27 protein-coding genes are annotated in these 23146 nt (G+C 63.8%); 18 read left to right on the top strand and 9 right to left on the bottom strand.

The window, feature by feature from the left end; genetic code table 11:
- Positions 1-36 precede the first annotated feature (36 nt).
- The gene (locus tag DK261_RS12340; RefSeq protein WP_009046022.1) at positions 37-669 is read left to right on the top strand and encodes a C40 family peptidase; all 633 of its coding nucleotides are present in this window, start codon (positions 37-39) and stop codon (positions 667-669) included.
- 82 nt (positions 670-751) lie between these two features.
- Here the strand turns inward: DK261_RS12340 and DK261_RS12335 are convergent, their stop codons facing one another.
- The gene (locus DK261_RS12335; RefSeq protein WP_053270126.1) at positions 752-1786 is read right to left on the bottom strand and encodes a type IV pilus twitching motility protein PilT; all 1035 of its coding nucleotides are present in this window, start codon (positions 1784-1786) and stop codon (positions 752-754) included.
- Between the two features lie 57 nt (positions 1787-1843).
- Here DK261_RS12335 and DK261_RS12330 point away from each other — a divergent pair, with 57 nt between their 5' ends.
- From DK261_RS12330 to DK261_RS12280, 11 genes are all read left to right on the top strand, one after another.
- Positions 1844-2542, top strand: coding sequence for a YggS family pyridoxal phosphate-dependent enzyme (locus tag DK261_RS12330; RefSeq protein ID WP_009051313.1), 699 nt, complete (start codon positions 1844-1846; stop codon positions 2540-2542).
- Between the two features lie 34 nt (positions 2543-2576).
- Positions 2577-3395 carry a pyrroline-5-carboxylate reductase gene (gene proC / locus DK261_RS12325; protein WP_009051314.1) on the top strand — a complete coding sequence of 273 codons (819 nt, stop codon included), beginning with the start codon at positions 2577-2579 and terminating at the stop codon, positions 3393-3395.
- A 10-nt stretch (positions 3396-3405) separates the two neighbouring features.
- On the top strand, positions 3406-3996 hold the full coding sequence (locus DK261_RS12320; RefSeq protein ID WP_009051315.1) for a YggT family protein: 591 nt from the start codon (positions 3406-3408) through the stop codon (positions 3994-3996).
- A 13-nt stretch (positions 3997-4009) separates the two neighbouring features.
- Positions 4010-4303 (top strand): DUF167 domain-containing protein, encoded by a 294-nt coding sequence (locus DK261_RS12315; RefSeq protein WP_028683556.1) that lies wholly within the window; start codon positions 4010-4012, stop codon positions 4301-4303.
- Positions 4304-4476: 173 nt separating this feature from the next.
- On the top strand, positions 4477-5616 hold the full coding sequence (locus DK261_RS12310) for a homoserine O-acetyltransferase (protein ID WP_009051317.1): 1140 nt from the start codon (positions 4477-4479) through the stop codon (positions 5614-5616).
- A gap of 7 nt (positions 5617-5623) precedes the next feature.
- Positions 5624-6244 carry a methionine biosynthesis protein MetW gene (gene metW, locus DK261_RS12305; protein WP_110175772.1) on the top strand — a complete coding sequence of 207 codons (621 nt, stop codon included), beginning with the start codon at positions 5624-5626 and terminating at the stop codon, positions 6242-6244.
- A 27-nt stretch (positions 6245-6271) separates the two neighbouring features.
- Positions 6272-6706: a DUF4426 domain-containing protein gene (locus DK261_RS12300; RefSeq protein WP_028683555.1), complete on the top strand. Its 435-nt coding sequence runs from the start codon at positions 6272-6274 to the stop codon at positions 6704-6706.
- Entirely contained in the window at positions 6703-7299 is a 597-nt protein-coding gene (gene rdgB, locus DK261_RS12295) for an RdgB/HAM1 family non-canonical purine NTP pyrophosphatase (protein ID WP_009051318.1), read from the top strand. Before DK261_RS12300 ends, rdgB begins: the two co-directional genes overlap by 4 nt.
- Positions 7296-8498 (top strand): radical SAM family heme chaperone HemW, encoded by a 1203-nt coding sequence (gene hemW, locus DK261_RS12290; protein ID WP_110175771.1) that lies wholly within the window; start codon positions 7296-7298, stop codon positions 8496-8498. Before rdgB ends, hemW begins: the two co-directional genes overlap by 4 nt.
- A gap of 22 nt (positions 8499-8520) precedes the next feature.
- Positions 8521-8844: a DUF3392 domain-containing protein gene (locus DK261_RS12285; protein WP_007921199.1), complete on the top strand. Its 324-nt coding sequence runs from the start codon at positions 8521-8523 to the stop codon at positions 8842-8844.
- A gap of 157 nt (positions 8845-9001) precedes the next feature.
- Positions 9002-9550, top strand: coding sequence for an RNA 2'-phosphotransferase (locus DK261_RS12280; RefSeq protein ID WP_101283832.1), 549 nt, complete (start codon positions 9002-9004; stop codon positions 9548-9550).
- A gap of 69 nt (positions 9551-9619) precedes the next feature.
- Here the strand turns inward: DK261_RS12280 and trmB are convergent, their stop codons facing one another.
- The 4 genes from trmB to DK261_RS12255 all read right to left on the bottom strand — a co-directional run bounded on the left by trmB (position 9620) and on the right by DK261_RS12255 (position 12011).
- The gene (gene trmB, locus DK261_RS12275) at positions 9620-10345 is read right to left on the bottom strand and encodes a tRNA (guanosine(46)-N7)-methyltransferase TrmB (protein ID WP_016704842.1); all 726 of its coding nucleotides are present in this window, start codon (positions 10343-10345) and stop codon (positions 9620-9622) included.
- A 9-nt stretch (positions 10346-10354) separates the two neighbouring features.
- A complete protein-coding gene (locus DK261_RS12270; protein WP_007921204.1) occupies positions 10355-11149 on the bottom strand; it encodes a thiazole synthase in 795 nt (264 codons plus the stop codon).
- A 209-nt stretch (positions 11150-11358) separates the two neighbouring features.
- Positions 11359-11559, bottom strand: coding sequence for a sulfur carrier protein ThiS (gene thiS / locus DK261_RS12260; RefSeq protein WP_016704841.1), 201 nt, complete (start codon positions 11557-11559; stop codon positions 11359-11361).
- 71 nt (positions 11560-11630) lie between these two features.
- On the bottom strand, positions 11631-12011 hold the full coding sequence (locus tag DK261_RS12255; RefSeq protein ID WP_009051323.1) for a DUF423 domain-containing protein: 381 nt from the start codon (positions 12009-12011) through the stop codon (positions 11631-11633).
- A 73-nt stretch (positions 12012-12084) separates the two neighbouring features.
- Between DK261_RS12255 and mtgA the strand changes: the two genes are divergently transcribed.
- Entirely contained in the window at positions 12085-12807 is a 723-nt protein-coding gene (gene mtgA / locus DK261_RS12250; protein ID WP_009051324.1) for a monofunctional biosynthetic peptidoglycan transglycosylase, read from the top strand.
- Positions 12808-12969: 162 nt separating this feature from the next.
- Here mtgA and rpoH read toward each other — a convergent pair whose 3' ends face one another.
- The 4 genes from rpoH to ftsY form a co-directional block, all read right to left on the bottom strand.
- The gene (rpoH, locus tag DK261_RS12245) at positions 12970-13824 is read right to left on the bottom strand and encodes an RNA polymerase sigma factor RpoH (RefSeq protein WP_007921212.1); all 855 of its coding nucleotides are present in this window, start codon (positions 13822-13824) and stop codon (positions 12970-12972) included.
- 115 nt (positions 13825-13939) lie between these two features.
- Positions 13940-14962: a permease-like cell division protein FtsX gene (gene ftsX / locus DK261_RS12240; RefSeq protein ID WP_110175770.1), complete on the bottom strand. Its 1023-nt coding sequence runs from the start codon at positions 14960-14962 to the stop codon at positions 13940-13942.
- On the bottom strand, positions 14959-15630 hold the full coding sequence (gene ftsE, locus DK261_RS12235) for a cell division ATP-binding protein FtsE (RefSeq protein WP_009051326.1): 672 nt from the start codon (positions 15628-15630) through the stop codon (positions 14959-14961). The genes ftsX and ftsE overlap by 4 nt, the downstream gene beginning before the upstream one ends.
- Positions 15627-17168, bottom strand: coding sequence for a signal recognition particle-docking protein FtsY (gene ftsY / locus DK261_RS12230; RefSeq protein ID WP_110175769.1), 1542 nt, complete (start codon positions 17166-17168; stop codon positions 15627-15629). The genes ftsE and ftsY overlap by 4 nt, the downstream gene beginning before the upstream one ends.
- A gap of 621 nt (positions 17169-17789) precedes the next feature.
- Between ftsY and DK261_RS12220 the strand changes: the two genes are divergently transcribed.
- The 5 genes from DK261_RS12220 to DK261_RS12200 all read left to right on the top strand — a co-directional run bounded on the left by DK261_RS12220 (position 17790) and on the right by DK261_RS12200 (position 23146).
- Positions 17790-19145: a pitrilysin family protein gene (locus DK261_RS12220; protein ID WP_009051328.1), complete on the top strand. Its 1356-nt coding sequence runs from the start codon at positions 17790-17792 to the stop codon at positions 19143-19145.
- Positions 19138-20628 carry a pitrilysin family protein gene (locus DK261_RS12215; protein ID WP_110175768.1) on the top strand — a complete coding sequence of 497 codons (1491 nt, stop codon included), beginning with the start codon at positions 19138-19140 and terminating at the stop codon, positions 20626-20628. Before DK261_RS12220 ends, DK261_RS12215 begins: the two co-directional genes overlap by 8 nt.
- Complete coding sequence (gene rsmD / locus DK261_RS12210; protein ID WP_110175767.1) at positions 20628-21248, top strand: 16S rRNA (guanine(966)-N(2))-methyltransferase RsmD; 621 nt, start codon at positions 20628-20630, stop codon at positions 21246-21248. Before DK261_RS12215 ends, rsmD begins: the two co-directional genes overlap by 1 nt.
- 63 nt (positions 21249-21311) lie before the next feature.
- Positions 21312-22316 (top strand): hydrolase, encoded by a 1005-nt coding sequence (locus tag DK261_RS12205; RefSeq protein ID WP_110175766.1) that lies wholly within the window; start codon positions 21312-21314, stop codon positions 22314-22316.
- On the top strand, positions 22313-23146 hold the full coding sequence (locus DK261_RS12200) for an AraC family transcriptional regulator (RefSeq protein ID WP_110175765.1): 834 nt from the start codon (positions 22313-22315) through the stop codon (positions 23144-23146). The genes DK261_RS12205 and DK261_RS12200 overlap by 4 nt, the downstream gene beginning before the upstream one ends.

Here is a 23146-nt window from a genome sequence, read left to right as displayed (position 1 = left end):
ATAAAGTTGCGCGCTAACCCATATGAGCCTTGCCTAATGCGTCCATTTTTCAAGACATGGCTAACCATTTGCCTATTGATGCCACTGGCCGCCCACGCCACCAATCGTGAGCAACGTCTTCCCAACGTGAACGGCTTCACTCCAAAAGCCCACGTTACCCAAGTCAGCAAGAACAGCTCCAAGAACAAGCTGTCGGTCAAACGCCCGACCCACCTGAGCAGCGTCAGCAGCAAGCCGGTGCCGCAGATGGCGGCCAAGCAGAGCAGCACCGTGCTCAGCCGTGCCGTCAACGTACTGGGTACCCCTTACCGTTGGGGCGGCAGCAGCCCAAGCAAAGGCTTCGACTGCAGCGGCCTGGTGAAATACGCGTTCAACGACGTCGCCGCCGTCGATCTGCCGCGCACCTCCAATGCCATGGCCAGCGGCCACGGGCAGAAAGTCGAGCGCAAGGACCTCAAGCCTGGCGACCTGCTGTTCTTCAACCTCAAGAGCCGCCGGGTCAACCACGTCGCCATCTACCTGGGCAACGATCGTTTCATCCACGCGCCGCGCCGCGGCAAGTCGGTGACCATCGATACCCTGAAGAAGCCGTACTGGGACAAGAACTACGTAGTGGCCAAGCGGGTCCTGCCAAAAGAGCAGAACACCCTGCGCATCGTCCAGCGCTGATCCGCTTTCCCTGATCGCGAGCCATCGAGCAGCCATGCTCGATGGCTCGCGATTGCATTTGCCGCCCCGATACCCCTCCCCCTCAAATACTCTCCGGCGCCCGCGCCTTCTCCCGGGCGTGCTCCCGGCTGACCAGCCCGGCATCCACCAGCGCCTTCAGGCTCATGTCCAGGGTCTGCATCCCCTGCGCCCCGCCGGTCTGGATCGCCGAATACATCTGCGCCACCTTGTCCTCGCGGATCAGGTTACGGATCGCCGCGCTGCCCAGCATGATCTCGTGGGCCGCTACCCGGCCTCCGCCGATCCGCTTCACCAGCGCCTGGGAAATCACCGCCTGCAGCGATTCGGAGAGCATGGAGCGGACCATCGCCTTCTCCTCGGCCGGAAACACATCCACCACCCGGTCCACGGTTTTCGCCGCCGAGGTGGTGTGCAGGGTACCGAACACCAGATGCCCGGTCTCCGCGGCGGTCAACGCCAGGCGAATGGTTTCCAGGTCGCGCATCTCGCCGACCAGGATCACATCCGGGTCCTCGCGCAGGGCCGAACGCAGCGCCGTGGAGAAGCTGTGGGTGTCGCGATGCACCTCGCGCTGGTTGATCAGGCACTTCTTCGATTCGTGGATGAACTCGATGGGGTCCTCGATGGTGAGGATGTGCTGGTGCCGGCTCTGGTTCAGGTGATCGATCATCGCCGCCAGGGTGGTCGACTTGCCCGAACCGGTCGGTCCGGTCACCAGTACCAGGCCGCGGGGCACTTCGCTGATGCGGCGAAACACCTCGCCCATGCCCAGTTCGTCCAGGCTCGGCACCTTGGCCGGAATGCTGCGAAAGACCGCGCCAGCGCCGCGCTGATGGTTGAAGGCATTGACCCGAAAGCGCGCCAGGCCCGGCACCGCGAAGGAAAAGTCGATCTCCAGAGCGGCCTTGAACTCGGCCCGCTGCGGGTCCGTCATGCTGGCCAGGATCAGCTCGTGCACCTGTTGCGCCTCCAGCACCGGCAGGTTGATCCGGCGAATATCGCCGTCGATGCGAATCATCGGCGGCAAACCGGCCGAGAGGTGCAGGTCCGAAGCGCCCTGTTTGACACTGAAGGCCAGCAACTCAGTGATATCCATAGCGTTCCCCAATTCCAGTAGAATGCCGCGAACCCAAGACCCGCTGGCGTACATCGAATGTCCACGATAGCAGACAACATCGCCCTGGTTAGCGCACGGATCCGTGCCGCGGCGCAGGCCTCGCAACGTGACGAAAGCAGCATCCACCTGCTGGCCGTGAGCAAGACCAAGCCTGCCGCGGCGCTGCGTGAAGCCTACGCCGCCGGCCTGCGCGACTTCGGCGAGAACTACCTGCAGGAAGCCCTGGGCAAACAGGCGGAACTCGGCGACCTGCCCTTGAGTTGGCACTTCATCGGCCCCATTCAGTCGAACAAGACGCGAGCTATCGCCGAGAACTTCGCCTGGGTGCATTCCGTGGATCGCTTGAAAATCGCTCAACGCCTGTCCGAGCAACGCCCGGCCGACTTGCCGCCGTTGAACATCTGCATTCAGGTCAATGTCAGCGGCGAGGCCAGCAAGTCTGGCTGCACGCCGGCCGACCTGCCCGCCCTGGCCAGCGCCATCGGCGCCTTGCCGCGCCTGAAACTGCGCGGGCTGATGGCGATTCCCGAGCCGACCGAAGATCGTGCCGCCCAGGACGCCGCCTTCGCGGCCGTACGCCGCCTGAACGAAAACCTGCACGCCAGCCTGGACCTGCCAACCGACACACTTTCCATGGGCATGAGCCACGACCTCGAAGCGGCCATCGCCCAAGGCGCCACCTGGGTACGTATCGGTACCGCCCTGTTTGGCGCTCGCGATTATGGCCAGCCATGACCGTGGCGGCCCCACCTCTGAATAAGGACCTGTCATGAGCAAGACTCGTATCGCCTTTATCGGCGCCGGCAACATGGCTGCCAGCCTGATCGGCGGCCTGCGCGCCAAGGGCCTGGACGCCAGCCAGATCCGCGCCAGCGACCCGGGCGCCGAAACCCGCGCCAAGGTCCAGGCCGAGCACGGCATTGAACTGTTCGCCGACAACGCCGAAGCCATCGACGGCGTCGACGTGGTGGTGCTGGCGGTCAAGCCACAGGCCATGAAGGCCGTGTGCGAAGCCCTGCGCCCCAGCCTGAAGCCGCACCAGCTGATCGTGTCCATCGCCGCCGGCATCACCTGCGCCAGCATGAACACATGGCTCGGCGAGCAGCCGATTGTGCGCTGTATGCCCAACACCCCGGCCCTGCTGCGCCAGGGCGCCAGCGGCCTGTACGCCACCGCCGCGGTGAGCGCGGAGCAACGCCAGCAGGCGCAAGAGCTGCTGTCGGCTGTGGGCATCGTCCTGTGGCTGGAACAGGAGCAGCAACTGGACGCGGTGACCGCGGTGTCCGGCAGCGGCCCGGCGTATTTCTTCCTGCTGATCGAAGCCATGACCGCCGCCGGCGAGAAGCTCGGCCTGCCACGGGAAACCGCCCGGCAACTGACCCTGCAGACCGCGCTGGGCGCGGCGCACATGGCGGTGTCCAGCGACGTCGACGCGGCCGAACTGCGCCGCCGCGTGACCTCGCCGGCCGGTACCACGGAAGCGGCGATCAAGTCGTTCCAGGCCAGCGGCTTCGAAGCCCTGGTGGAAAAAGCATTGGGTGCCGCCGCGCACCGCTCGGCCGAGATGGCCGAACAACTGGGCCAATAAGGAGCCAATGATGATTGGATTGAACACTGCGGCGGTGTACGTGCTGCAAACCCTGGGCAGCCTGTACCTGCTGATCGTGCTGCTGCGCTTCGTGCTGCAACTGGTACGCGCCGACTTCTACAACCCGCTGTGCCAGTTCGCCGTGCGCGCCACCCAGCCGCTGCTCAAGCCGATGCGCCGGGTCATCCCGAGCCTGTTCGGCCTGGACATGTCGTCGCTGATCCTGGCGATCGTCGTGCAACTGCTGCTGATGGCCCTGACCCTGCTGCTGACCTACGGCACCACCGGCAACCCGGTGCAGCTGCTGATCTGGTCGATCATTGGCGTGACCGCGCTGTTCATGAAGATTTTCTTCTTCGCCCTGATCATCAGCGTGATCCTTTCCTGGGTCGCCCCGGGCAGCCATAACCCGGGCGCCGAACTGGTCAACCAGATCTGCGAGCCGGCCCTGGCGCCGTTCCGCCGCATCCTGCCGAGCATGGGCGGCCTGGATATCTCGCCGATCCTGGCGTTCATGGTGCTCAAGCTGATCGACATGCTGGTGATCAACAACCTGGCAGCGATGACCATGATGCCGGAAATCCTGCGCCTGCTGATCTGACCCGGCCTCTGTGATGAGCTACTTTCGCTGGGACGGCGACGACCTGATCCTGGAGTGTCACCTGCAACCTGCGGCCCGTAGCGATGACTTCGCCGGGCTGCATGGCGAGCGCCTGAAGATCCGCCTCACCGCGCCGCCAGTGGAGGGCAAGGCCAACGCCTACCTGATGGCGTTCCTGGCCAAGGCGTTCGGCGTGTCCAAGAGCCAGGTCAGCCTGATCAGTGGCGAGCTGAACCGGCAGAAACGGGTGCGGATCAACGCGCCGAAGAAGCTGCCGGATCTGCCTGGCCTGACGCGCCAGACCTGAGCCTGTTTCGCGAGCAAGCTCGCTCCTACAAGGTCACCGCAGCCCCTGTAGGAGCGAGCTTGCTCGCGATAAATGGCCCGCTTGGCAATGCAATGAAATCAGCCCCGGCCTTTGCTTGCCGCTGGGGGCAGCGGTCTTTAGACTTACGCCTCATTTAAACGAGAGCAGGGTCGATGCCAACTGCCTTTCCCGCCGATTCCGTTGGTCTGGTGACGCCGCAAGTGGCGCACTTCAGCGAGCCCCTGGCCCTGGCCTGCGGTCGCTCCCTGCCAGCCTATGATCTGATCTTTGAGACCTACGGCCAGCTGAACGCCACGGCGAGCAATGCCGTGCTGATCTGCCACGCCCTGTCCGGCCACCATCACGCCGCCGGCTACCACAGCCCCGACGACCGCAAGCCGGGCTGGTGGGACAGCTGCATCGGCCCGGGCAAACCGATCGACACCAACAAGTTCTTCGTCGTCAGCCTGAACAACCTCGGCGGCTGCAACGGCTCCACCGGCCCGAGCAGCATCAACCCGGACACCGGCAAGCCGTTCGGCGCCGATTTCCCGGTGCTGACCGTGGAAGACTGGGTGCACAGCCAGGCACGCCTGGCCGACCGGATCGGTATCCACCAGTGGGCCGCCGTGATCGGCGGCAGCCTGGGCGGCATGCAGGCCCTGCAATGGACCATCACCTACCCGGACCGGGTGCGCCATTGCCTGGCCATCGCCTCGGCGCCCAAGCTGTCGGCGCAGAACATCGCCTTCAACGAAGTGGCGCGCCAGGCCATCCTCACCGACCCCGAATTCCACGGCGGTTCGTTCCAGGAACAGGGCGTGATCCCCAAGCGCGGGCTGATGCTGGCGCGGATGGTCGGACACATCACCTACCTGTCCGACGACTCCATGGGCGAGAAATTCGGCCGTGGCCTGAAGAGCGAAAAGCTCAACTACGACTTCCACAGCGTCGAGTTCCAGGTCGAAAGCTACCTGCGTTATCAGGGCGAGGAGTTCTCCGGGCGGTTCGATGCCAACACCTACCTGCTGATGACCAAGGCCCTGGATTACTTCGATCCGGCGGCGAACTTCGACGATAACCTGGCGAAAACCTTCGAAGGCGCCAAGGCCAAATTCTGCGTGATGTCCTTCACCACCGACTGGCGCTTCTCCCCGGCCCGCTCGCGGGAGCTGGTGGACGCCCTGATGGCCGCGCGCAAGGACGTCAGCTACCTGGAAATCGATGCGCCACAGGGCCACGACGCCTTCCTGATTCCGATCCCGCGCTACTTGCAGGCGTTCGGTAATTACATGAACCGAATTACGGTGTGAACAAGCCATGAGAGCTGATCTGGAAATCATCCAGGAATGGATCCCCGCCGGCAGCCGCGTGCTCGACCTCGGTTGCGGCAATGGCGAACTGCTGAGCTGGCTGCGCGATCACAAGCAGGTCACCGGTTATGGTCTGGAAAACGACCCGGACAACATCGCCGAGTGCGTGACCAAGGGCATCAACGTCATCGAGCAGGACCTGGACAAGGGCCTGGGCAACTTCGCCAGCAACAGCTTCGATATCGTGGTCATGACCCAGGCCCTGCAGGCCGTGCACTACCCGGACCGGATCCTCGACGAAATGCTGCGGGTCGGCCGCCAGTGCATCATCACCTTCCCCAACTTCGGCCACTGGCGCTGCCGCTGGTACCTGGCCAGCAAGGGGCGGATGCCGGTCTCCGAATTCCTGCCGTACACCTGGTACAACACGCCGAACATCCACTTCTGCACCTTCGAAGACTTCGAAGAGCTTTGCCGCGAACGTGAAGCCAAGGTCATCGATCGCCTTGCGGTGGATCAACAGCACCGCCACGGGTGGGCCAGTAAGCTATGGCCTAATCTGTTAGGTGAGATCGGCATCTACCGCGTCAGCAGCCCCGGCCTGCAGGATCACCAGATCGCGGTATAAACCAGGTTCAAAGCAAGGAGAACGATCATGGGTCGCTTGGTTACTTTTCTATTGGCAGCGTGCCTGAGTGCGTCGGCGATGGCCGCCGAGCCCATCAAGGGCGAGCGCCAGGAAGTGTTCGGTGACGTGACCGTGCACTACAACACCTTCAACTCCACCTTCCTGCAACCGGATATCGCCAAGGCCGCGGAGCTGGTGCGCAGCAAGAACCAGGGCGTGATCAACGTTTCGGTGCTCAAGGCCGGCAAACCGCTGGTCGCCCAGGTCACCGGGACCGTCAAGGACCTGACCAGCCAATCGGTGCCGCTGAAATTCAAGCAGGTCACCGAACAGGGCGCGATCTACTACATCGCCCAGTACCCGGTGGAACAGCAGGAAACCCGCACCTTCGAAATCAAGGTGCAGACCGGCGACACGATCAACACCATCAATTTCAACCAAGAGCTTTTCCCCGGCGAATGATGACTTTTACCCAACTCGTACTGGCCAGCCATAACGCCGGCAAACTCAAGGAACTCCAGGCCATGCTCGGCGACTCGGTGCACCTGCGCTCGATCGGCGAGTTCAGCAGCGTCGAGCCGGAAGAAACCGGCCTGTCGTTCGTCGAGAACGCCATCCTCAAGGCCCGCAACGCTTCGCGGATTTCCGGCCTGCCGGCGCTGGCGGACGATTCGGGCCTGGCGGTGGACTTCCTCGGCGGCGCACCGGGCATCTACTCGGCGCGTTACGCCGACGGCCAGGGCGACGCGGCGAACAATGCCAAGCTGCTGGACGCCCTGAAGGACGTCCCCGAGGCCGAGCGCGGCGCGCAGTTCGTCTGCGTGCTGGCGCTGGTGCGGCATGCCGAGGATCCGCTGCCGATCCTCTGCGAAGGCCTGTGGCACGGGCGCATCCTCACGGCGGCCAGCGGTGAGCACGGTTTCGGCTACGACCCACTGTTCTGGGTACCGGAGCGCAACTGCTCCAGCGCCGAACTGGACCCGATCCAAAAGAACCAACTCAGCCATCGCGCCCGCGCCATGGCCCTTCTGCGGCAACGCTTGAGCCTGCAATGACCATTGATTCGTCCGCGCAACCGCTGATTCTCGGCGGTGCGCAAACGCCCCGGGCGGCCCTCCCCCATCTGCCGCCACTGGCGCTGTACATCCACATCCCGTGGTGTGTACGCAAATGCCCTTACTGCGACTTCAACTCCCACGCCGCCAGCCCGGTGCTGCCGGAAGAAGAGTACGTCGACGCCCTGCTGGCTGACCTCGACCAGGACCTGCCCGCCGTCTACGGCCGCGAGCTGAGTTCGATCTTCTTCGGCGGCGGCACGCCGAGCCTGTTCAGCGCCCAGGCCCTGGGCCGGCTGCTCAAAGGCGTGGAGCAACGCATCCCGTTCGCCCACGACATCGAGATCACCCTGGAAGCCAACCCCGGGACCTTCGAGCAGGAGAAGTTCACCGCCTATCGCGCTCTGGGCATCAATCGCCTGTCGATCGGCATCCAGAGCTTCCAGGAAGACAAGCTCAAGGCCCTGGGCCGCATCCACAACGGCGACGAAGCGGTCCGCGCCGCCGGCATGGCGCGCCAGGCCGGGTTCGACAACTTCAACCTGGACCTGATGCACGGCCTGCCGGATCAGTCCCTGGACGATGCCCTGGGCGACCTGCGCCAGGCCATCGCCATGAAACCGACCCACCTGTCCTGGTACCAGCTGACCCTGGAGCCCAATACGGTGTTCTGGAACCAGCCGCCGACGCTTCCGGAAGACGACACCCTGTGGGATATCCAGGAAGCCGGCCAGGCGCTTTTGGCCGAACACGGCTACGCCCAGTACGAAGTCTCGGCCTATGCCCAGCCCGGCCGGGCGGCCCGGCACAACCTCAATTACTGGAGCTTCGGCGACTTCATCGGCATCGGCGCCGGCGCCCACGGCAAGCTCAGCCATCCGGACGGGCGCATCGTGCGCACCTGGAAGACCCGCCTGCCCAAGGACTACCTCAACCCGACGAAAAACTTCAAGGCCGGCGAAAAGGACCTGAGCAACGAAGAGCTGCCGTTCGAGTTCCTGATGAACGCCCTGCGCCTGACCGAAGGCGTCGAGGCCCGGCTGTACCCGGAGCGCACCGGGCTGCCCCTGGAAAGCCTCGCCGAAGGTCGCCGCGACGCCGAACAAAGCGGCCTGTTGCAGGTCGAACCGTCACGCCTGGCGGCCACCCCGCGCGGCCAACTCTTCCTCAATGACTTGCTGCAGAAATTTCTGAGCTGATTTCAGCCCTAAGGGAAAACGAATGGATTTGATACTCGACCTGCTCGCTACCGTGTCCCGCTGGAGTCGCAGCAACCTTTCAGAAATCTCCCTGGCCCTGGTCGGCTGCCTGTTGGTGCTGTTCGGTGCCGATATCAAAGGCTGGGTCGAAGCGCGCCTGGGCGGCCTCGCCGGCGCTCTGCGCGTACCGATGATGGCGCTGCTGTGCATGATCGGCAGCGGCGCAGCGCTGATCTACGCCACGCCGTGGATCGTCCGCGGACTGAGCCAGTTCAACAACTACAGCCTGGCGCCGGTGCTGCTGGTGGTGCTGGTGCTGATCGGCGTCGTCGCCGACCGCCGCTGACCTGTAGCCGCTGCCGCAGGCTGCGATTGGCTGCGCAGCAGCCATAAACCCAGACACTGCATTACACCTGACATATCGCATCAACAGGCTTGGCGGTCGCTTCGCAACCGATCGCAGCCTGCGGCAGCGGCTACATGACTTATGCACAAGGATGAATATGAGCAGAAAAGCCGCTGAAGAAGTCAGTAAATTCCTCAGCTACGTGTTGCGCCACGAGCCGCAGGCGATTGGCCTGCAGCTGGACAGCGAAGGCTGGGCCGGGATCGATGCCTTGATCGAGGGTGCCGCCAAGGAAGGACGCCAGCTGACGCCCGAACTGATCGCCGAGGTGGTCGCCAGCAACGACAAGAAACGCTTCGCCCTGTCCGAGGACGGCCAGCGCATTCGCGCCGTGCAAGGCCATTCCAGCAAGACCGTGAGCTTGCAACTGGCCGAGCAGCAGCCACCGGCCGTGCTTTACCACGGCACCGCCACGCGGTTCATGGACTCGATCAACGAGAAAGGCCTGATCCCAGGCGCACGCCATCACGTGCACCTGTCACAGGACCTGGCGACCGCCGAATCGGTGGGGCAGCGTTACGGGAAGGTGGTGATACTCAAGATCGCCGCACAGGACATGCAGGCGCAGGGCTTCAAGTTCTATCAGGCGGAGAACGGGGTCTGGCTGACCGATCAGGTTCCGGCGAATTTCATCGCAATCCTGTAGGAGCTGGCTTGCCAGCGATTGGCCCGCAAGAAGCCCATCGCCGGTCAGCCGGCCCCTACAAGGCTGGGCTCAAGCCAGCTTTTCGAACTTCAGATCCCACACACCATGGCCCAGGCGCTCGCCGCGGCGCTCGAACTTGGTGATCGGGCGCTCGGCCGGGCGCGGCACGCACTTGCCGTCTTCGGCCAGGTTGCGGTAACCCGGCGCGACATTCATCACTTCCAGCATGTACTCGGCATAAGGCTCCCAGTCGGTGGCCATATGCAGGATGCCGCCGACCTTCAGCTTGCTGCGCACCAGCTCGGCGAAGGACGCCTGAACGATACGACGCTTGTGGTGACGGCTCTTGTGCCACGGATCGGGGAAAAACAGCATCAGGCGATCCAGGCTGTTATCGGCGATGCAGCGGTTGAGCACTTCGATCGCATCGCAATCGTAGACCCGCAGGTTGGTCAGGCCCTGGGTCAGCACGCCGTTGAGCAGCGCGCCGACACCCGGACGGTGCACTTCCACACCAATGAAATCCTGCTCCGGCGCGGCCGCGGCCATTTCCAGCAGCGAGTGGCCCATGCCGAAGCCGATTTCCAGGGAACGTGGCGCCGATCGGCCAAACACCTGATCGAAATCCACCGGCGCGTCGGCCAGCGGCAGCACATACAGCGGCGCGCCCTGCTCCAGGCCGCGCTGCTGGCCTTCGGTCATGCGCCCGGCGCGCATCACGAAACTCTTGATGCGGCGGTGTTGGCGCTCGTCGCCGGCTTCCGGCTGGATTGGCGTGTCGTTTGATTCAGTCATCAATGGCTCTTACTTGATCAGACCATCCAGCGGCGAGGAGGCGCTGGCATAGAGTTTCTTCGGCATGCGGCCGGCGAGGTACGCCAGGCGGCCTGCCACAATGGCGTGCTTCATGGCTTCGGCCATCAGCACCGGTTGTTGCGCATGGGCGATGGCCGAGTTCATCAGCACCGCTTCGCAGCCCAGCTCCATGGCGATGGTGGCGTCGGAGGCAGTGCCGACACCGGCATCCACCAGCACCGGGACCTTGGCTTCTTCGAGGATGATCTGCAGGTTGTACGGGTTGCAGATCCCCAGGCCAGTACCGATCAGGCCGGCCAGCGGCATGACCGCGATGCAGCCCATTTCCGCCAGCTGGCGGGCGATGATCGGGTCATCGCTGGTGTACACCATCACGTCGAAACCTTCCTTGACCAGCACTTCGGCGGCCTTAAGGGTTTCCAGCACGTTGGGGAACAGGGTTTTCTGGTCGGCCAGCACTTCCAGCTTCACCAGGTTGTGGCCGTCGAGCAGTTCACGGGCCAGGCGGCAGGTGCGCACGGCTTCGACCGCGTCATAGCAGCCGGCGGTGTTCGGCAGGATGGTGTAACGGTCCGGCGGCAGGATATCCAGCAGGTTCGGTTCGCCCGGGTTCTGCCCGATATTGGTCCGGCGCACGGCGACGGTGACGATCTCGGCACCCGAGGCTTCGATGGCCAGGCGGGTTTCTTCCATGTCACGGTACTTGCCGGTGCCTACCAGCAAACGCGACTGGTAAGTACGACCGGCCAGAACGAAAGGCTTGTCGCTGCGAACGTTGCTCATCGGAAATCCTCTGTTGGGGTGAGGTTCTTGCAGAATGCTTTATTAGACCAAACGCCGTGAAAACGTAGCGAGCAAAGGCAAGACAAGGCAAAAACAGGCGAGGAACGGTTGGAGTCGCACCCGACTTTACTGGCTGTAAATGAGCATTCCGAGCCTGTTTTTAACGCAGTATTGCGCGCGAAGCCTGCAGTAGTTTTCACGGTGTTTGGCTAGCCGCCGCCGATGGCGTGGACTACTTCGACCTGATCGCCCTCGTTGAGGGTGGTCTCGGCGTGCAGGCTGCGCGGGACGATATCCAGGTTGAGTTCGACCGCGATCCGGCGTCCGGTCAGGTCCAGACGGGTCAGCAGGGCCGCAACGGTTTCGCCGTCGGGCAGTTCAAAGGATTCGCCGTTCAACTGAATGCGCATGCCGGATGCCGCCATCATTTTTAGGGGCCAGCATTCTAGCCCGATCATGACCTAAAGGTCAGCTACAAGCGTCAAGCGGTCAGCTGCAAGCGCCAGGCGGCAAGACCCAGGCATAACCAGCCGATCAGGAAGGCCAGCCCACCGAACGGGGTGACAATGCCCAGCTTGCTGAAACCGGTCAGGGTCAGCAGGTAGAGGCTGCCGGAAAACAGCAGGATGCCGATGGCGAACGAAGCGCCGGCCCAGGTCACCAGGCGGCCGGGGATCTGCGTGGCCAGCAGCGCCACGCCCAGCAGCGCCAGGGTGTGCACCAGCTGGTAAGTGACGCCGGTATGGAAAATCGCCAGGTATTCCGCGCTCAGGCGATTTTTCAGGCCATGGGCAGCGAATGCGCCCAGGGCAACGCCGGTAAAGCCGAAAAAGGCGGCCAGCATCAGGAAACCACGCAGCATGAGGAACTCCAGTCAGAATCGTCGGTCGGGCCTGTATAATGGCGCGCTCAACGGGTTCGGCCAAGCCATCTCTATGCTGCGTTTATTTTTCCGTCGTTTCTCTAAAGCCCTGCTCTGGTTCGCCGTCGGCAGTGTTTTGCTGGTGCTGGTGTTCCGTGTCGTGCCGCCTCCGGGCACGGCCTTGATGGTCGAACGCAAGGTCGAATCCTGGGTCGACGGCGAACCCATCGACCTGCAACGCAGCTGGAAACCCTGGGACGAGATCTCCGACGACCTGAAGGTGGCGGTGATCGCCGGTGAAGACCAGAAGTTCCCTGAACACTGGGGGTTCGACTTCGGCGCGATCCAGGCCGCCTTCGCCCACAACGAGCGCGGCGGTTCGATTCGTGGCGCCAGCACCCTGAGCCAGCAGGTGGCGAAAAACCTGTTCCTGTGGTCCGGACGCAGCTGGCTGCGTAAAGGGCTGGAGGCTTGGTTCACCGGGCTGATCGAGATCTTCTGGCCCAAGCAACGGATTCTCGAGGTCTACCTCAACAGCGTTGAGTGGGACGAAGGCGTATTTGGTGCCGAGGCCGCAGCGCGGCATCACTTCGGCGTCAGCGCGGGCTCGCTGTCGCGGCAGCAGGCCAGCCTGCTGGCCGCAGTCCTGCCCAACCCACGAGTATGGAGTGCCAGCCATCCAAGCAGCTACGTGGCGCAACGGGCCGGCTGGATCCGCCGGCAGATGAACCAGCTGGGCGGCGACAGCTACCTGCTGGGCCTGAACGATTCGCGCAAGGCGCTGTGGGCGCAGTGACGTTCAAGATCTGATCGCGAGCAAGCTTCGCTCCCACAGAAGAATGCGCGGCCCCGTAGGCGCGAAGCTTGCTCGCGATAGCGCCCTTACAGATACCGCCGCCCCAACGCCACAAACAAAAACGCCCCGATCGAATCGGGGCGTTTTGTATTGCGTGGCGTATTACGCGGCAATCGATAGCTTGAGCTTGTTCATCGCGCTCTTCTCGAGCTGACGGATACGCTCGGCCGAGACGTTGTACTTCTGCGCCAGGTCGTGCAGCGTGGCTTTCTCTTCCGCCAGCCAGCGCTGGTAGAGGATGTCGCGGCTGCGGTCGTCCAGCACTTCCAGCGCTTCGTGCAGGTTGCTGGTGGAGTTGTCGGTCCAGTCGGCGTCTTCCAGCTGACGGGCCGGATCGTACCGGTGGTCTTCCAGGTAGTTGGCCGGCGATTGGAAGGCGCTGTCGTCATCCGCTTCGGCGGCTGGGTCGAAGGCCATGTCATGGCCGGTCAGGCGGCTTTCCATCTCGCGCACTTCGCGCGGCTCCACACCGAGGCTTTCCGCCACACGATGGACTTCTTCGTTGTTCAACCAGGCCAGGCGCTTCTTCTGGCTGCGCAGGTTGAAGAACAGCTTGCGCTGGGCCTTGGTGGTCGCGACTTTCACGATGCGCCAGTTGCGCAGGATGAACTCGTGGATTTCCGCCTTGATCCAGTGCACGGCGAACGAAACCAGACGCACACCCATTTCTGGGTTGAAGCGTTTTACAGCCTTCATCAGGCCGACGTTGCCTTCCTGAATCAGGTCGGCCTGGGCCAGACCGTAGCCGGAATAGCTACGGGCGATATGTACGACAAAACGCAGGTGGGCGAGCACCATCTGCCGAGCCGCCTCAAGATCCTGCTCATAGTAGAGACTCTCGGCCAGTTCACGCTCCTGCTCGGGCGTCAGCAATGGAATGCTGTTCACCGTGTGCACATAGGCCTCCAGGTTCGCACCCGGGACCAAGGCATAAGCAGGTTGCAAAGAAGTGGTCATACGAAAAAACCTCCGACTCACATAACTCGTGCTTATTCAGCACTGCTGAAAATTGACCGGGAACCACAAAACAAGTTCCCAAAAATTCTAAAAGGTCAATACAAGCAAAAAGACACTATTTCGGCGCCAGCTCCCGCAAGTGACGGGCCACCGCAATCCACGCACCGATATACCCCAACAACACCGCGCCAAGCAAGAGTGATAGACCATCGGCGACCGGCACGCCAGCCAGGGCGAAATCACTGCCGTACAAGCCGGCCAACCCCACTACCGCGTCGTTCAGCCAGTCGAGGCCGAACGCCAGAACACCCCAGGACAGAATCCCCGCACCGAAGCCATACAAGGCGCCCATATAAAGGAAGGGACGCCGTACATAACTGTCCGTGCCGCCGACGAGTTTAATCACTTCTATCTCGGTGCGGCGGTTTTCAATATGAAGACGAATGGTATTGCCTATCACCAAAAGTAATGCAGAAACCAGCAACACCGTCAGGCCGAAGACAAACCGGTCGCCCAGCTTGAGGATCGCCGCCAGCCGCTCGACCCACACCAGGTCCAGTTGCGCCAGCTGCACCTTGGGCATTTCCGCCAGGCGCTGGCGCAAGGCTTCCAGGGTCGCCTTGTCCACTTCGTTCGGCGTGACCAGGACCACGCCCGGCAGCGGGTTCTGCGGCAACTCCTTGAGCGCCTCGCCCAGCCCGGACTGCTGCTGGAACTCGTCCAGGGCCTTGTCCTTGCTGATGAACTCGGCATCCGCCACGCCCGGCATGGCCTTGATCTGCTCACTCAGGCTTTCGCCCTCGGTGGCGCTGGCGTCGAGCTCCAGGTACAGGGAAATCTGCGCCGCGCGCTGCCAGGAGCCACCCAGGCGCTCGACGTTGTTGAGCAACAACGACAAGCCCATCGGCAGGCTCAGGGCCACGGCCATCACCAGGCAGGTGAAGAAACTGCCGATCGGCTGTTTGCCCAGGCGACGCAGGCTGTCGAGCAGGCTGGCGCGATGGCTTTCGATCCAGGCGTGCAGCAGGGTGCTGAAATCCGGACCGTCGTCTTCGTCGCGCTTTTTCTTCTGCGGCGGTTGATCCGGGGCTTTCGGAGCCACGCGTTCGGCCACTTTAGGGCTGCGGGTCGCACTCATACGCTAGCCTCCCCGTCGCCGATCAATCGGCCGCGTTGCAGGGTCAGCATGCGATGGCGCATGCGCGCGATCAGCGCCAGGTCGTGACTGGCGATCAGCACGCTGGTGCCCAGACGGTTGATATCTTCGAATACGCCCATGATTTCCGCCGCCAGACGCGGGTCGAGGTTACCTGTGGGTTCGTCCGCCAGCAGCAAGGCCGGGCGGTGCACGATGGCGCGGGCAATGCCGACGCGCTGCTGCTGACCGGTGGACAGGTCGCCCGGGTAGAGATCGGTCTTGTCCGAGAGCGCCACGCGCTCCAGGGCCGAGTCCACGCGCTTGGCGATTTCGGCCTTGGACAGGCCGAGGATCTGCAGCGGCAAGGCGACATTGTTGAAAACGGTGCGATCGAACAGCAGCTGGTGGTTCTGGAACACCACGCCGATCTGCCGCCGCAGGAACGGAATCTGCGCATTGCTGATGGTGCTCAGGTCCTGACCGGCCAACAGCAGCTTGCCGCTGGTTGGACGCTCCATGGCCAGCAGCAACCGCAGCAGCGTGGACTTGCCGGCGCCAGAATGACCGGTGACGAACAGAAACTCGCCCCGACGAACCCGGAAACTCAGCTCGTGCAAGCCGACATGGCCGTTCGGATAACGCTTACCGACCTGTTCGAAACGAATCATGAACGCTCCCGCTCGGCAAACAGTGCCTGGACAAAGGGTTCGGCTTCAAAGGTACGCAGGTCGTCGATGCCCTCACCGACGCCGATGTAGCGGATCGGCAGGCCGAACTGCTTGGCCAGGGCGAAGATCACCCCGCCCTTGGCGGTGCCGTCGAGCTTGGTCAGGGCCAGGCCGGTCAGCTCGACCGTCTGGTTGAACTGCTTGGCCTGGTTGATGGCGTTCTGGCCGGTACCGGCGTCGAGCACCAGCAACACTTCGTGCGGCGCGTCGGCGTCGAGCTTGCCGATCACCCGGCGGACCTTCTTCAGCTCTTCCATCAGGTTGTCTTTGGTGTGCAGGCGGCCGGCGGTGTCGGCGATCAGCACATCGATGCCACGGGCCTTGGCGGCCTGCACGGCGTCGAAGATCACCGAAGCCGAGTCGGCGCCGGTGTGCTGGGCGATGACCGGGATCTTGTTGCGCTCACCCCAGACCTGCAGCTGTTCCACGGCCGCGGCGCGGAAGGTGTCGCCCGCGGCGAGCATGACCTTCTTGCCTTCGAGCTGCAGCTTCTTGGCCAGCTTGCCGATGGTGGTGGTCTTGCCGGCGCCGTTGACGCCCACCACCAGAATCACGAACGGCTTGGTTTGCGAAGCGATCTGCAGCGGCTGTTCCACCGGCTTGAGCATGCTCGCCAGCTCGGCCTGCAGCGACTTGTACAGCGCATCGACGTCGGTCAGCTGCTTGCGCGCGACCTTCTGGGTCAGGTTCCGGATGATCACCGCGGTGGCTTCCACGCCCACGTCGGCGGTCAGCAGGCGGGTCTCGATATCTTCCAGTAACTCGTCGTCGATGGTCTTCTTGCCCAGGAACAGGCTGGCCATGCCTTCGCCGATGCTGGCGCTGGTCTTGGACAGGCCCTGCTTGAGGCGAGCGAAGAAGCCGACCTTGTTGTCTTCGGCACGGGGCGGCTCGACGGCAGCAGGCACTTCGACCGCCGCGACCGGAGCAACTGGAGCAACGACAACCGGGGCAGGCTCCGGTGCTCGGACAGGCTCGGGCTGCACGAAGGCCGCGATCACTGGTTGTGGCACGTCCTCCTCTTCGATCAGCGCCTGGGCCGCAGCTGGCTCGCTGTGTGCCAACTCGGCCACCAACAGCTCGGCGGCTTGCTGCACATCGGTCGCGGCCGGAATCGGCGGGGTGATGTGCGGCGCCTGCTCGTCTTCCACCAGCGCCACCGGCTCTTCCGCCACCGGCAGGGTCAGCCAGGGCTTGTGCTCGGGGGTCAGCGGCAGTTCCGGCGCGGGAGCATGTTCGACCGCCGGCGCAGGTTGTTCAGGCTGCAGGATCGGCTCGGCAATCGGCGACACCACAGGAGCGGCGACTTCGACAACCGGGGCTTGATCTATAACGGGAGCGGGAGCCGGGGCAGGCTCGACAGGGACTTGTGGCTGTTCGACGACGGTTTCCTGCGGTTTTTTGCGCAGCCATCCGAACAGGCCTTTCTTTTCGCCAGCCGCGGCTGGGGTCTTCTTGTCGTCGTTGGAACCAAACATGGAGGACGGCTATCTCAAGGTAGCGACGCGCCATCAAGGCGCACCGGCAAATAAATATTCGATGCAGAACAGACTGCGTTTCCGCCGGCTTGTTCACGCGCAACATTTTGTCGAGGTGCCCAATGGCATCTCAAGGATCGATTTTACTAAAGGACTGAAACGGCAAAATCGGCGAAAAGTCGAAGTCTAGTCGATAAAACAGCGCTTCTTGCCGGGAACCCATACAACCTGCTCAAGCACACGTTGATCCATGCGAGCCTGATAGGCGTGGCCGCCAGTAAAACGGATCAGTATCCTAGGGCGTGTCATCAATCATTACCAGTACCGCGTGGCCGCCTGAAAACGGGCCAGGCAAGGCGCAGTCCGCCGGAAATGTGTTTTCCTTTCCAAGGACTGCAACGCAGCATGGCCCGCTTTCAGGCGCCACCCGGAGGGCCGGGCCTGCCAGTGCGCAGGGCTGCGTTGCTCGGAGTTTATTTGGAATGACCAAACCACACTCCTCGCGCCTTGCCCTGCGCACTGGCAGGCTCCGGCGCGGTACTGGTAATGATTGATGACACGCCCCAACCTCTCGCCCGTAGGCTAAGACCAAGCGGGCAGTCCAACAGGTTTAAAAAACGAATGAATGCTCTAGCCCGCCGCGCCGCAGGCCTGCTGCTCAGTACGGTTTGTCTGCCCCTTTCAGCCTTGGCTGCCGATCCACAACCCACCCACGAATTCAGCCTCGACAACGGCCTCAAGGTCGTGGTCCGGGAAGACCATCGGGCTCCGGTCGTGGTCTCCCAGGTCTGGTACAAAGTCGGCTCCAGCTACGAAACCCCGGGCCAGACCGGTTTGTCCCACGCCCTGGAACACATGATGTTCAAGGGCAGCGAAAAGGTCGGCCCCGGCGAAGCCTCGCTGATCCTGCGCGACCTGGGCGCCGAAGAGAACGCCTTCACCAGCGACGACTTCACCGCCTATTACCAGGTGCTGGCCCGTGACCGCCTGGGCGTGGCCTTCGAGCTGGAAGCCGATCGCATGGCCAGCCTGCGCCTGCCGCCGGACGAGTTCAGCCGCGAAATCGAAGTGATCAAGGAAGAGCGCCGCCTGCGCACCGACGACAAGCCGATGTCCAAGGCCTTCGAACGCTTCAAGGCGATGGCCTACCCGGCCAGCGGCTACCACACGCCGACCATCGGCTGGATGGCCGACCTCAACCGGATGAAGGTCGAAGAGCTGCGCCACTGGTACGAGTCCTGGTATGTGCCGAACAACGCCACCCTGGTGGTGGTCGGCGACGTCACCCCGGACGAAGTCAAAACCCTGGCCCAACGTTATTTCGGCGCGATTCCCAAGCGCGCCGTGCCCGCGGCGAAGATTCCCCTGGAACTGGCCGAGCCCGGCGAGCGGCAGATCACCCTGCGGGTGAAGACCCAGCTGCCGAGCGTGATGCTGGCCTTCAACGTGCCGAGCATTGCCACCGCCGAAGACAAGCATTCGGTGCATGCCCTGCGCCTGATCGCTGCGCTGCTCGACGGCGGCTACAGCGCCCGCATCCCGACCCGCCTGGAGCGCGGCGAAGAGCTGGTGTCCGGCGGTTCGTCGAGCTTCGACGCCTACACCCGCGGCGACAGCCTGTTCCTGCTTTCGGCCATGCCCAACAGCCAGAAGAAAAAAACCATCGCCCAAGCCGAAGCCGGGTTGTGGCGTTTGCTCGAAGAGCTGAAAACCACCCCGCCGACCGCCGAAGAGCTGGAGCGCGTGCGCGCCCAGGTGATCGCCGGCCTGGTCTACGAGCGTGACTCCATCACCAGCCAGGCCACCGCCATCGGCCAGCTGGAAACCGTCGGCCTGTCCTGGAAGCTCATGGACACCGAACTCGCCGAACTGCAAAGCGTGACCCCTGAAGACATCCAGAAGGCCGCTCGTACCTATTTCACTCGCGAACGCCTGAGCGTTGCCCACGTATTGCCTGAGGAGTCCGCTCATGAGTAAGCGCAAAAGCGCCAGCCCGGTCCTGCTCGGCCTGGCACTCGTGGCCCTGATCATCGCTGCCGGCCTTTATCTGCTGCGGGCGAACGAATCCAACGCCAGCCAGGCGCTGGACAAGGCCAAGAGCAGCCAGAAGCTGCAATCCCTGGCCGAGCTCGACGGCAAGGCCCCAAGCCGCCGCAGCCTCGACATCAAAACCTGGAGCACCGCCGAAGGCGCCAAGGTGCTGTTCGTCGAAGCCCATGAGCTGCCGATGTTCGACATGCGCCTGACCTTTGCCGCCGGCAGCAGCCAGGACGGCGACGCGCCAGGCCTGGCGATGCTGACCAACGCCATGCTCAACGAAGGCGTGGCCGGCAAGGATGTCGGCGCGATCGCCGAAGGTTTCGAAGGCCTGGGTGCCGACTTCGGCAACGGTGCCTACAAGGACATGGCCATCGCCTCCCTGCGCAGCCTGAGCGCACCGGACAAGCGCACGCCGGCCCTGCAACTGTTCGCCGATGTCGTCGGCAAGCCGACCTTCCCGGCCGACTCCCTGGCGCGCATCAAGAACCAGATGCTTGCCGGTTTCGAATACCAGAAGCAGAACCCCGGCAAGCTGGCGAGCCTGGAACTGATGAACCGCCTGTACGGCAGCCATCCGTATGCCCACTCCAGCGACGGCACCGCGCAGAGCGTGCCGCCGATCAGCCTGGCCCAGCTGCGGGCGTTCCACGCCAAGGCCTATGCCGCCGGCAACGTGGTGATCGCCCTGGTGGGCGACCTGTCGCGCAGCGATGCCGAGGCGATTGCCGCACATATCTCCGCCGCCCTGCCCAAAGGCCCGGCGCTGGCGAAAATCCCGCAACCGACCGAGCCGCAGGCCAGCGTCGGCCATATCGAATACCCGTCCAGCCAGACCAGCCTGCTGCTGGCGCAACTGGGCATCGATCGTGACGACCCGGATTACGCCGCGCTGTCCCTGGGCAACCAGATCCTTGGCGGCGGCGGTTTTGGTACCCGGCTGATGAGCGAAGTGCGCGAGAAGCGCGGCCTGACCTACGGCGTCTATTCTGGCTTCAGCCCGATGCAGGCCCGTGGTCCGTTCATGATCAACCTGCAGACCCGCGCCGAAATGAGCGAGGGCACCCTCAAGCTGGTGCAGGACGTGCTCGCCGACTACCTCAAGACCGGCCCGACCCAGAAGGAACTCGACGACGCCAAGCGCGAGCTGGCCGGCAGCTTCCCGCTGTCCACCGCCAGCAACGCCGACATCGTCGGCCAACTGGGCGCCATCGGCTTCTACAACCTGCCGCTGAGCTATCTTGAAGACTTCATGCAGCAGTCCCAGAGCCTGACGGTGGAGCAGGTCCGGGATGTACTGAACAAGCACCTGAGCGCGGACAAGATGGTCGTCGTCACCGCCGGTCCGACCGTGCCGCAAAAGCCGTTGCCGGCCCCTACTGAAAAACCCGCCGAGCAGCCGCTCGGGGTTCCGGAGCACTAATGGCCAGCCCATCGCGTCCCAACAAGAAACCCGTCCACAACCAGCACAACGGTGTGGGCCAACTGCGCATCATCGGCGGCGAGTGGCGCAGCCGTCGCCTGAGCTTCCCCGATGTGCCGGGCCTGCGCCCGACCCCGGACCGGGTGCGCGAAACCCTGTTCAACTGGCTGGCGCCTTATGTCGCCGGGGCCAAGGTGCTCGACCTGTTCGCCGGCAGCGGCGCGCTGTTTCTCGAAGCCCTGTCCCGTGGCGCCGCCATGGGCCAGGCGCTGGATGCCAGCAACCTGGCCGTGTCGCGCCTGCGCGAGCACCTGGGCACCCTGCGCTGCACCGTTGGCCAGGTGCAGACCGCCGACGCCCTGCGTTATCTGGAAACCCAGCCGGCCAGCCGTTTCGACCTGGTGTTCCTCGACCCGCCGTTCCATCAGAACCTGCTGCCGGCCGCCTGCGCCCTGCTGGAAGAACGCGACTGGCTGGCCGACGACGCCTGGGTCTATACCGAAAGTGAAACCGCGCCGTCGACCCTCGGCCTCCCGGCGAACTGGCGCCTGCACCGCGAGCAGAAATCCGGGCAGGTGTACTACGCCTTGTGGCAACGTATGGCAGAGATCGCCGGTTAAACCACTGGCCTGAAAAGGTGCGCAGCCCCGCCGGGGACGCGCACCGCTGCTACGAGAATCACCGTGCCTACTCCGTCAGATCGCTTCATTCCCGCCTTCGGCCTCGGCAACCCGCACCTGCAAACCCTGTGGGGCCCGCTGTGGCGCAAGACCACTCACCTCGACCGCCAGCGCGAACGCCTGTGGCTCGACGACGGCGACTTTCTCGATCTCGACTGGCACGGCCCGCACACCGCCACCGCGCCCCTGGTGCTGGTGCTGCACGGCCTGACCGGTTCTTCCAATTCGCCTTACGTGGCCGGCCTGCAAAAGGCCCTGGCGAACCAGGGCTGGGCCAGCGCGGCGCTGAACTGGCGCGGCTGCTCGGGCGAGCCGAACCTGCTGCCACGCAGCTACCACTCGGGCGCCAGCGAAGACCTGGCCGCCGCCATCGACCACCTGCGCAGCAAGCGCCCGCTGGCCCCGCTGTTCGCGGTGGGCTACTCGCTGGGCGGCAATGTATTGCTCAAGCACCTGGGGGAAAGCGGCAGCGCCAGCCAGCTGCAAGGCGCCGTCGCGGTATCGGTGCCGTTTCGCCTGGACCAGTGCGCCGACCGTATCGGCCAGGGCTTTTCCAAGGTCTACCAGGCGCATTTCATGCGCGAGATGCTTGCCTACATCAAGGACAAGCAGCGCCAGTTCCAGCACGACGGGCGCCATGAGGGCCTGGCCGTGCTGGAGCGGCTCGGGCCGCTGGAAAAGCTGCGCACCTTCTGGGACTTCGACGGCCGGGTCACCGCGCCGCTGAATGGCTTTGCCGATGCCCAGGATTATTACCGGCGTGCCTCCAGCCGCTATTTCCTTGGGGAAATCCGCACACCAACCCTGATCATCCAGGCCGCGGACGATCCTTTCGTATTCCCCCACAGCCTGCCGGAAGCCCGGGAGCTGTCCGGCAGCACCCACTTCGAATTGCAGGCCAAGGGTGGGCACGTCGGCTTTGTCGAGGGTTCGGTGAAGACGCCGGGTTATTACCTGGAACGGCGCATTCCCCAGTGGCTGTCCGGCCTGGGGGGCGAGCTGCGATGAACAGCGGCCAGGGCGAATCGATCCGTTTCTGGCAAACCGCACCCCTGGCCGGCGTGGAGTTGCTGGCCGCGCGTTATATCGAGCATCGCTTCGTGCCCCATGTGCATGACGGCTATGTGATCGGCATGATCATGGACGGCGCCCAGCGCTACCGTTATCGCGGCGCCGAGCACCTGGCGGGGCGCGGCACCCTGGTGCTGATCAACCCGGACGAGTTGCACACCGGCCACAAAGGCACCGAGGACGGCTGGCTGTACCGGGCGTTTTATCCGGACAACGCGCAGATCCTCGCCATGCTGGGCGAGCTGGAATTGCCCACTGACAGCCTGCCGGCCTTCGGCGCCACGCTGTATCGCGACCCCGATCTGGTCAGCGGCTTCTGCCAGTTGCATCAATTACTGGAAAGCCCGGCCACCGCCCTGCAACAACAGACCCTGTGGCGGGAAATGATGCTCTTGCTGCTGCGGCGTCACGCCGGGGTCAGGGCGCCGGGCAAACCCGGGCGGGAACACCGGGCGATCGTCCAGGCCAAGGAGTTGCTGCAAGCGCAGCTGGCCGCCCCGCCGTCCCTGGAAGAACTGGCCGCGGCGGTCAATCTCTCGCCGTTTCATTTCGCCCGGGTATTCCGTCGCGCCACCGGCATGCCGCCGCACACCTGGCTGATGCAACAGCGCATCGCCCAGGCCCGGGCATTGCTGCGCGACGGTTGCCTGCCGCTGGAGGTGGCGACGCAATTGGGGTTCGCCGACCAGAGCCATCTGAGCCGGCAGTTCAAGCAGGTCTATGGCGTGGGGCCGGCAGCCTACCGCAGCGCCCGCCAGTTTCTCTGA

Source organism: Pseudomonas sp. RW409 (assembly GCF_003184125.1).
GTDB lineage: Bacteria > Pseudomonadota > Gammaproteobacteria > Pseudomonadales > Pseudomonadaceae > Aquipseudomonas > Aquipseudomonas chlororaphis_I.
The sequence above is the reverse complement of the archived record's forward strand: the minus strand, read 5'-3'. Positions and strand labels throughout refer to the sequence as shown.

Coding starts and splice junctions, on each gene's coding strand:
- DK261_RS12330 (WP_009051313.1), top strand. CDS start 1,844: ATGTCCACGATAGCAGACAACATCGCCCTGGTTAGCGCACGGATCCGT.
- hemW (WP_110175771.1), top strand. CDS start 7,296: ATGACCATTGATTCGTCCGCGCAACCGCTGATTCTCGGCGGTGCGCAA.
- thiS (WP_016704841.1), bottom strand. CDS start 11,559: ATGCGCATTCAGTTGAACGGCGAATCCTTTGAACTGCCCGACGGCGAA.
- metW (WP_110175772.1), top strand. CDS start 5,624: ATGAGAGCTGATCTGGAAATCATCCAGGAATGGATCCCCGCCGGCAGC.
- DK261_RS12335 (WP_053270126.1), bottom strand. CDS start 1,786: ATGGATATCACTGAGTTGCTGGCCTTCAGTGTCAAACAGGGCGCTTCG.
- rsmD (WP_110175767.1), top strand. CDS start 20,628: ATGGCCAGCCCATCGCGTCCCAACAAGAAACCCGTCCACAACCAGCAC.
- DK261_RS12215 (WP_110175768.1), top strand. CDS start 19,138: ATGAGTAAGCGCAAAAGCGCCAGCCCGGTCCTGCTCGGCCTGGCACTC.
- rdgB (WP_009051318.1), top strand. CDS start 6,703: ATGATGACTTTTACCCAACTCGTACTGGCCAGCCATAACGCCGGCAAA.
- trmB (WP_016704842.1), bottom strand. CDS start 10,345: ATGACTGAATCAAACGACACGCCAATCCAGCCGGAAGCCGGCGACGAG.
- DK261_RS12320 (WP_009051315.1), top strand. CDS start 3,406: ATGATTGGATTGAACACTGCGGCGGTGTACGTGCTGCAAACCCTGGGC.
- rpoH (WP_007921212.1), bottom strand. CDS start 13,824: ATGACCACTTCTTTGCAACCTGCTTATGCCTTGGTCCCGGGTGCGAAC.
- DK261_RS12270 (WP_007921204.1), bottom strand. CDS start 11,149: ATGAGCAACGTTCGCAGCGACAAGCCTTTCGTTCTGGCCGGTCGTACT.
- DK261_RS12340 (WP_009046022.1), top strand. CDS start 37: ATGCGTCCATTTTTCAAGACATGGCTAACCATTTGCCTATTGATGCCA.
- DK261_RS12300 (WP_028683555.1), top strand. CDS start 6,272: ATGGGTCGCTTGGTTACTTTTCTATTGGCAGCGTGCCTGAGTGCGTCG.
- ftsY (WP_110175769.1), bottom strand. CDS start 17,168: ATGTTTGGTTCCAACGACGACAAGAAGACCCCAGCCGCGGCTGGCGAA.
- DK261_RS12280 (WP_101283832.1), top strand. CDS start 9,002: ATGAGCAGAAAAGCCGCTGAAGAAGTCAGTAAATTCCTCAGCTACGTG.
- ftsX (WP_110175770.1), bottom strand. CDS start 14,962: ATGAGTGCGACCCGCAGCCCTAAAGTGGCCGAACGCGTGGCTCCGAAA.
- proC (WP_009051314.1), top strand. CDS start 2,577: ATGAGCAAGACTCGTATCGCCTTTATCGGCGCCGGCAACATGGCTGCC.
- DK261_RS12315 (WP_028683556.1), top strand. CDS start 4,010: ATGAGCTACTTTCGCTGGGACGGCGACGACCTGATCCTGGAGTGTCAC.
- ftsE (WP_009051326.1), bottom strand. CDS start 15,630: ATGATTCGTTTCGAACAGGTCGGTAAGCGTTATCCGAACGGCCATGTC.
- DK261_RS12220 (WP_009051328.1), top strand. CDS start 17,790: ATGAATGCTCTAGCCCGCCGCGCCGCAGGCCTGCTGCTCAGTACGGTT.
- DK261_RS12285 (WP_007921199.1), top strand. CDS start 8,521: ATGGATTTGATACTCGACCTGCTCGCTACCGTGTCCCGCTGGAGTCGC.
- DK261_RS12200 (WP_110175765.1), top strand. CDS start 22,313: ATGAACAGCGGCCAGGGCGAATCGATCCGTTTCTGGCAAACCGCACCC.
- DK261_RS12310 (WP_009051317.1), top strand. CDS start 4,477: ATGCCAACTGCCTTTCCCGCCGATTCCGTTGGTCTGGTGACGCCGCAA.
- mtgA (WP_009051324.1), top strand. CDS start 12,085: ATGCTGCGTTTATTTTTCCGTCGTTTCTCTAAAGCCCTGCTCTGGTTC.
- DK261_RS12255 (WP_009051323.1), bottom strand. CDS start 12,011: ATGCTGCGTGGTTTCCTGATGCTGGCCGCCTTTTTCGGCTTTACCGGC.